Raw genomic sequence first — 6,457 nt, forward strand, 5'->3', positions numbered from 1 at the left:
GCCATGAGTGCGATTGTCGTGGGCTGTGTGTACGCACTGTGGTTGGTGGCCGGTTCGCTGGACTTCCATTTTCACCGCCGGACCGACCTTCCACACACCTCCGCGATGCGCGAAAGCCTGTTGCATGGGGTGCAGCTGCTTCTGATCGGCAGCGGCGTGCTGGCGTGGCTGCTGCTGGAAAACACGTTGTCGCTCCTCACGTTTCTGGCACTTCTGGTCATCGCACACGCGGTCGCCGGATACTTCGATACCGTCAGCGCGGACGGCCGTCGACGCATCAGCCCGGCGGAACAACATGTGCACAGCGTGTTGGATGCCGCGCCGTGGGTCCTGCTGGGCTGGGTCGGCTGGCAGGTGCACCCCCGGTGGTCGCTCGACGTGAAATCTGCAGCACCAGACGTCTGGTGGTTCACCCTGTTGCCGGCACTGGGCCTGGTGGTGCTGCCATGGCTGTGGGAACTGCGGCAGTGCGTGCGTGCACGAGAGCAACGCACGCAGACGGGTCCGTGAGGATCACGGTACCGGGCATTCATGTGCCCGCCACGCGGTCAAGACAGGCATGTGACTGCCTGCCGCCTACGTTCATGGCGTATCTCCAATGCAGGTCTGCCACCCATGCAGGATGTGACGTCATCCTCTTCGCTGTTCAATCGCGCACGCCAGGTGCTGGTACAGCAACCGGCATTGCCTTTGCCCGGGGGCGGCCAGACGCTGCAGCGTTGGCAGGCGCTGGCAGCCTGCGGGGCAGAGGATCTCTGCCTGGCCAAGGTACTGGAGGCCCACTATGACGCCCAAGCGATTGCTGCCGAGTTGAGGGTGCCCATCCATGCTGAAGACACGTTGCTGGCGGTGTGGGCTGCAGAGGGTCCGGCCAACACCGTTCGCATCGATGCCGGCGGTGGACTGTACGGTGACAAGCCCTGGTGTTCCGGCAGCGCATGGGTGGATTCGGCACTGGTAACGGTTCGCAACGCGCAGGGCGTGTGGCTATGCCAGGTGGCGGCGGAACACTGGCACACACTTGCAGGCGAGCCATGGCCCGCCGTGGGCATGGCCGCAATCCCGTCCACCACGGTGCGCTTTGACGGCGCACCGATGGTGATCCTGGGGACGCGCGATGACTACCTTCAGCGCCCGGGCTTCTGGCATGGCGGGGCAGGCATCGCGGCGGTCTGGTTTGGCGCAGCGGCCGCATTGGCCGAGCGCATGCGACCGGCCTGCACCGAGGGGAATCGCGCGCGGCTGCTGGGTGAAGTGGACCTCGCCCTGGGCCCGGCTGCCGCGCTGCTTCGCGAACTGGCGGCGCGCATCGACGCCGCGCCCGAACTGACCCATCGCGAAGATGTGGTGCGCCTGCGCTGTGTGGTCGAGCGTGCGGCAACGCGTGTGCTGGACCTGGCGGGTCGCGCGCTGGGCCCGGGCCCGATGTGCCTGGAGGCCTCCCATGCCCGTCGCTGCGCGGACCTGACCGTGTTCCTTCGCCAGAGCCACGCCGATCGCGATTGGGAATGGCTGGGCGAGCAGCGTGCCACACAGGAGGCGACATGGGCGCTGTAGCCAGGACACCCCTGCAAGGGGAAGGAACCCAGGAGCAGGCCTGGCTGCACTGCGATTGGCTCTGGCAGCAACCGACCATACCGGCAACCGCACTCTGCAGCGGGCATGACCGCATGGTGGTGGTCGCGCCGCATCCGGATGACGAAATACTCGGCTGTGGCGGGCTGCTGCATCACGCTGTGGGGCAGGGTATCGACGTCAGTGTCGTTGCGGTGACCGACGGTGAAGCATGCTATCCGGGCGAGCCGTGGTGGACGCCCGAACGCCTGCGATCAACGCGCCGAGCGGAGCTTGCCGCGGCATTGGGCGAACTAGGTATTCCGGTCGGCTCCATCTTCCACCTGGGTATCGCCGACGGCGCGGTCAGCGCGCACGAGCAGGGGCTGGAAGGCTGGCTGCAGCAGTATCTGCAACCGCGCGATCTGGTCCTGGCGCCATGGCGGTTTGATGGCCACCCCGATCACGAAGCCGCAGGGCGCGCTGCCTGCCGCGCCGCGCGGGCGGCCGGTTGCCACCGGCTGGAGTACCCGGTGTGGGGCTGGCACTGGCTTGACCCTGCCTGCGCACATATGGCGTGGGAGGTTCCGAAGCTGATCGACATTTCAGCGGTGGCGTCCGCAAAACGAAACGCGATCGCGCATTTCCGGACGCAGACGGGTGACGTGGCGGGCCTGAACAGCCCGCCGGTGCTGCCCGCACATGTACTCGCCCGATTCTTCCGAAACTACGAGGTGTTTCTGGCATGAGCGCCCAACCGTACTTTGATGACCTGCATGAGCAGGAGGACCCGTTCGGCTACCGCAGCCGGTGGTATGAAGAGCGCAAGCGTGCGCTGCTGCTGGCAAGCCTCAGCCAGCGCCAGTTCGCTCGCGGCTGGGAACTGGGGTGTTCCAACGGCGTACTGACCGAGGCGCTGGCGGCACGTTGCGAACGCCTGCTTGCAACCGACATCAGTCCACGTGCGGCGTTCCAGGCGCGCCGCAACCTGGCCCATCTGCCGCACGTGCAGGTCCATTGCGCCAGCCATCCCGAGCAATGGCCGCCAGGACGCTTCGACCTGATCGTCTGCGGCGAAATGGGCTACTACCTGGGGGCAGGCGCACTGCGCGAGCTGCGCGGTGGCATCGATGAAGCACTTCGCGATGACGGCCTGCTGGTCGCCTGCCATTGGTTGCCCTCGTTCCCGGGACGCGCGAGCCGGACCGAGGTGGTGCATCGATGCCTGGGGGAAGGCCTGCAGGAAGCCTTCCACTACCGCGATGCGGACTTCGTGCTTCAGGGATGGACACGGGGCCCCTTATCATTGGCCCGGAACGAGGGCTTGCGGTGATAGGCGTCCTGATACCCGCCCACAATGAGGCGGACAGTATCGCGCGGTGCCTGCAATCCATCCGGGTGGCGGCCCTGCACCCAGGCCTCGGCGGCGAAGCAGTGGAGGTAATGGTCGCGCTGGACGCTTGTACGGATGCAACGGGCACCATCTGCCACCGATACCGGGTCGGGAGCGTACAGCTGGATGCACGCTGCGTCGGTGTCGCCCGGGCCGCAGCCGCTGCTGAACTGCTGGGGCGGGGCGCCAGGTGGCTGGCAAGCACGGACGCTGACAGTGAGGTGCCTCCCGAGTGGCTGGCCGCACAGGTTCAGAGCAGTTGTGACGCTTTCTGCGGACTGGTGGACATAGCGACGACCTGCCAGAGTGAACGGCGCCTGCGCAGGGCATTCCAGGCAAGGCAGCAGTGGGGCGACCATCATGGGCGCATCCACGGTGCCAACCTCGGCGTCTCTGCCTGTTCCTATCGGGCCGTTGGCGGCTTTGCTCCCCTGCACTGTAGTGAAGACGTGGCGCTTGTCAGAGCGCTGCAACGCCGCGGTGCGGTGGTGCGATGGGCCGGCGCTCCCGTGGTGATGACCAGTGCGCGTCTGCAGGGGCGCGCTACAGGCGGATTCTCCGCTTATCTGGCGGCGCTGGGTGGCGAGCGCTCTGGCGCGGAAGCACCTGCCCTGATCACCTGAGGGTCAGCCACTCCGTCACGCAAGGACCCCGTGTTATCGGGGCGTGCGGTTTAGGAAAGCGTTGGGACAGGGCAGGCCACGAAGGCCCTCATCCCTGCCTACTCCGAGATCCGCAGCGTGGCGCGCAGCAACTGGGATGGGCTCTCCCGTGGTGGCGCGCTGCGCCAGCTGAGCCTGGTGGTGGCCCCGTACCTGGGGTGACGGTTGTATGGAGTCAATGCGCGGGCGGGTGCGCGCAGGTATCGCCCAGCACGCGCCGGACCGTGTCCTGCAATTGACTCACATGGAACGGTTTGGCCACGAAGGCTGCGCGCCGGTGGCGCTGCGGCACCAGCTGGTCGTAGACCGCAGAGACAAACAGGTAGGGGATGCCGAGTTCTGCCAGGCGATCAGCGACGGGAAAGACCACACCGTCGCGAAGTTCGACATCGAGCACGGCGCCGTCGAACCGCTGGGTGTCCAGCAGCCCGAGAGCGTCGAACACGCTGTAGGCATGCGTCACCTGATCGCCGACGTCCTCAAGGGCGTGCTCCATGAGTGCGGCCAGGTCGAGTTGGTCTTCCACCAGCAGCAGGTTGCATCTGCGCTGGCCGGTTGCGGATTGCATGCGTGCATGCCTGTGTTGTCCTGGGAACACCAGTTTCTGCTGTGCTGCATCAAGATCCTGCGTGTGCATTGTCAGTCCGGCGCGAAGCTCTGCGCGCGTGGCCAACCTCGTGGAGGAGGCGTGGAAGGCGTTATGGATTTCGTTGACGGCTTCTTGGCATGCACTGTGGATACTGCCGCCGACCCCTTATCGGAGTTTCTGTCATGCCTCAATCCGGAACCGAAGCGGCCTCTCCTGGCGTGCTGCGTATCGAGTGCATGCCGCTCGATTGTGGCGGCGCCGCCATTGTCGTGGAACTGGACCGTACGCCTGATCGGACATGGATGAAGTCGCTGAAGCGAGCGCTGCTGGCCGACGACGCCCTGGACGGTGCACAGGCCAAGTTTGATGGGCGCTTTGTCTATGTCGTGGGCGTGGACGGCGGCGCGCATCGTGCTGAACATCGGGTCATGCAGGCCGTGATGGCGGCAGAGGGCGCGGGCGCCTCGAACGCCAGGCGCCAGCGCCCTGCAGTCAACGTAGGCGTATCCAGCGCCTTGGCGAACTGAGAGCGCCCGGGTCCAGCAAGGGGACGCGGATGTTGTTATCGCCGCATCAGCGCTGCGTGCAGCGCCGAGCTTCGGCGGATCACAGCGGCCGACAAGGCGGTGATTGCCAGCGCTCCACCATGGTCTCCGGAGGCATGTTGCCCCGCACCGGAGATCGAGATGGCAGACCAGAACACCGCCCGAAGCGAGCGCCTGCTGAAGTGGCTGCAGGACGCCTACGCCATGGAACAGGAAGCGGAGACCATGATGAAGGCCATGGCTTCGCGGATCGAGAACTATCCCCAGCTTGCCGCACGCGTCAGCCAGCACGTCCAGGAGACGCAAGGGCAGGCAGCTTCCCTGCGCGAGTGCATTGAGGCGCTTGGGGGAAGCGTGCCGACCGCAAAGGGGCTGTTCGCGAGCATGACTGCCGCCCTCCACGCGGCGGGCACCAGTCTGATGGAGGACGAGGTGGTCAAGAGCGTAGGCCTCTCGTTCGGCTTCGAGAATACCGAGATCGCCACGTACCGGGCGCTGGTGATCGCTGCCGAGCGCGCCGGCGCGCCCGACATTGCGGCCGTGTGTGGCCAGATCCTGCAGGAAGAGGTTGCCATGGCGCGTTGGCTGGAGGACCACCAGGACGGACTGGTCGGAGCGTTCCTCAACCGTGACGAAACGCCTGGCGCCCAGGCCAAGCGTTGACCCCGAAGCCAGCCCACGCCAGCCACCGGAGAAACCCTCATGTTCTTTCATCACAAGAAGCTGATGTACACCGTACGCGTGCGCGAATCCAACCCGCAGCTCGCCAGTCTCATGCTTGAACAGTTCGGCGGCCCACAGGGCGAGTTGGCCGCGGCGATGCGCTACTTCACCCAGGGACTTGGAGAATGCGACCCCGGGCGCAAGGACCTGTTGATGGACATCGCCACCGAGGAGATCAGCCATCTGGAGATCATCGGCACCATCATCGCCATGCTCAACCGCGGGCCCAAGGCGATCCAGTCCGAAGGGCTTGCCGAGGCCGAGGACATGCGCCTGCTGGGCCAGAACAGCACCAGCCACACCGAACAGATCCTGTACGGTGGCGGCCCCGCGCTGGTCAATTCCAGCGGGGTGCCGTGGACAGCCGCCTACATCGACTCGATCGGCGACCCCACCGCCGACCTGCGCTCGAACATCGCGGCCAAAGCGCGCGCCAAGCTGGTGTATGAGCGCTTGATCAACGTCACCGACGACCCCGGCATCAAGGATGCGCTGCGCTTCCTGATGACGCGCGAGATCGCGCACATGAAGTCATTCGAGAAGGCGCTGCACAGCATCCAGCCCAACTTCCCGCCGGGCAAGCTGCCGGGGGACCCTGCATTCACCGATCTGTACATGGACATGTCGCAGGGCGACGGCGCCGACGACCTGCAGGGCAGCTGGAACAGCGGCGAGCTCTGGGAGCGGGTCAGCGACCGCGAGGCACAGGCCGCTGTGGATGGTGGCGACGGCGGCGGCACGGTGGACCTGGACCCACGCGAACAAGCGGCAGTACAGGCCATGACCCTGCGCACGCTCTCCGACCCGGAAGCGTGGCCGACCACCGGGGCCGAGCTGGGGGCCGGCCCGGGCGCAGGCGCACTGGACCTGCCACCACGCGAGCCGTGAAAGAACCCGGTGCGCCCGTGCGGCGCCCCGGTTGCAACGCCCCTGGGCAGCGTGGGGCATACGAAAGTGGGGGGGCACCCCGTCCCCCCCCTCAAGGAAGCCC

9 protein-coding genes are annotated in these 6,457 nt (G+C 66.3%); 8 read left to right on the plus strand and 1 reads right to left on the minus strand.

The features are described 5' to 3' along the window. Positions 1–3: 3 nt before the first annotated feature. The 5 genes from ACTJJM_RS01620 (at position 4) to ACTJJM_RS01640 (ending at position 3,570) form a co-directional block, all read left to right on the plus strand. Positions 4–510, plus strand: a complete 507-nt coding sequence (locus tag ACTJJM_RS01620) for a hypothetical protein (RefSeq protein WP_049409757.1) — start codon at positions 4–6, stop codon at positions 508–510. 105 nt (positions 511–615) lie between these two features. After that, positions 616–1,557 carry a hypothetical protein gene (locus tag ACTJJM_RS01625; RefSeq protein WP_049409759.1) on the plus strand — a complete coding sequence of 314 codons (942 nt, stop codon included), beginning with the start codon at positions 616–618 and terminating at the stop codon, positions 1,555–1,557. Next, positions 1,545–2,303, plus strand: coding sequence for a PIG-L deacetylase family protein (locus ACTJJM_RS01630; RefSeq protein ID WP_043395815.1), 759 nt, complete (start codon positions 1,545–1,547; stop codon positions 2,301–2,303). Before ACTJJM_RS01625 ends, ACTJJM_RS01630 begins: the two co-directional genes overlap by 13 nt. Next, positions 2,300–2,887 (plus strand): class I SAM-dependent DNA methyltransferase, encoded by a 588-nt coding sequence (locus ACTJJM_RS01635; protein WP_019337690.1) that lies wholly within the window; start codon positions 2,300–2,302, stop codon positions 2,885–2,887. Before ACTJJM_RS01630 ends, ACTJJM_RS01635 begins: the two co-directional genes overlap by 4 nt. After that, entirely contained in the window at positions 2,884–3,570 is a 687-nt protein-coding gene (locus ACTJJM_RS01640; protein ID WP_043395812.1) for a glycosyltransferase, read from the plus strand. The genes ACTJJM_RS01635 and ACTJJM_RS01640 overlap by 4 nt, the downstream gene beginning before the upstream one ends. Before the next feature lie 214 nt (positions 3,571–3,784). Here ACTJJM_RS01640 and ACTJJM_RS01645 read toward each other — a convergent pair whose 3' ends face one another. After that, the gene (locus tag ACTJJM_RS01645; protein ID WP_317214834.1) at positions 3,785–4,177 is read right to left on the minus strand and encodes a response regulator; all 393 of its coding nucleotides are present in this window, start codon (positions 4,175–4,177) and stop codon (positions 3,785–3,787) included. 203 nt (positions 4,178–4,380) lie between these two features. Here ACTJJM_RS01645 and ACTJJM_RS01650 point away from each other — a divergent pair, with 203 nt between their 5' ends. From ACTJJM_RS01650 to ACTJJM_RS01660, 3 genes are all read left to right on the plus strand, one after another. Next, complete coding sequence (locus ACTJJM_RS01650) at positions 4,381–4,725, plus strand: hypothetical protein (RefSeq protein WP_099560605.1); 345 nt, start codon at positions 4,381–4,383, stop codon at positions 4,723–4,725. Positions 4,726–4,884: 159 nt separating this feature from the next. Next, positions 4,885–5,406 carry a ferritin-like domain-containing protein gene (locus tag ACTJJM_RS01655; protein WP_019337686.1) on the plus strand — a complete coding sequence of 174 codons (522 nt, stop codon included), beginning with the start codon at positions 4,885–4,887 and terminating at the stop codon, positions 5,404–5,406. 39 nt (positions 5,407–5,445) lie between these two features. Beyond that, positions 5,446–6,354, plus strand: coding sequence for a manganese catalase family protein (locus ACTJJM_RS01660; RefSeq protein ID WP_440865087.1), 909 nt, complete (start codon positions 5,446–5,448; stop codon positions 6,352–6,354). The last annotated feature ends 103 nt before the right edge of the window (positions 6,355–6,457 follow it).

Source organism: Stenotrophomonas sp. 22692 (assembly GCF_052045015.1).
Classification (GTDB): domain Bacteria; phylum Pseudomonadota; class Gammaproteobacteria; order Xanthomonadales; family Xanthomonadaceae; genus Stenotrophomonas; species Stenotrophomonas geniculata.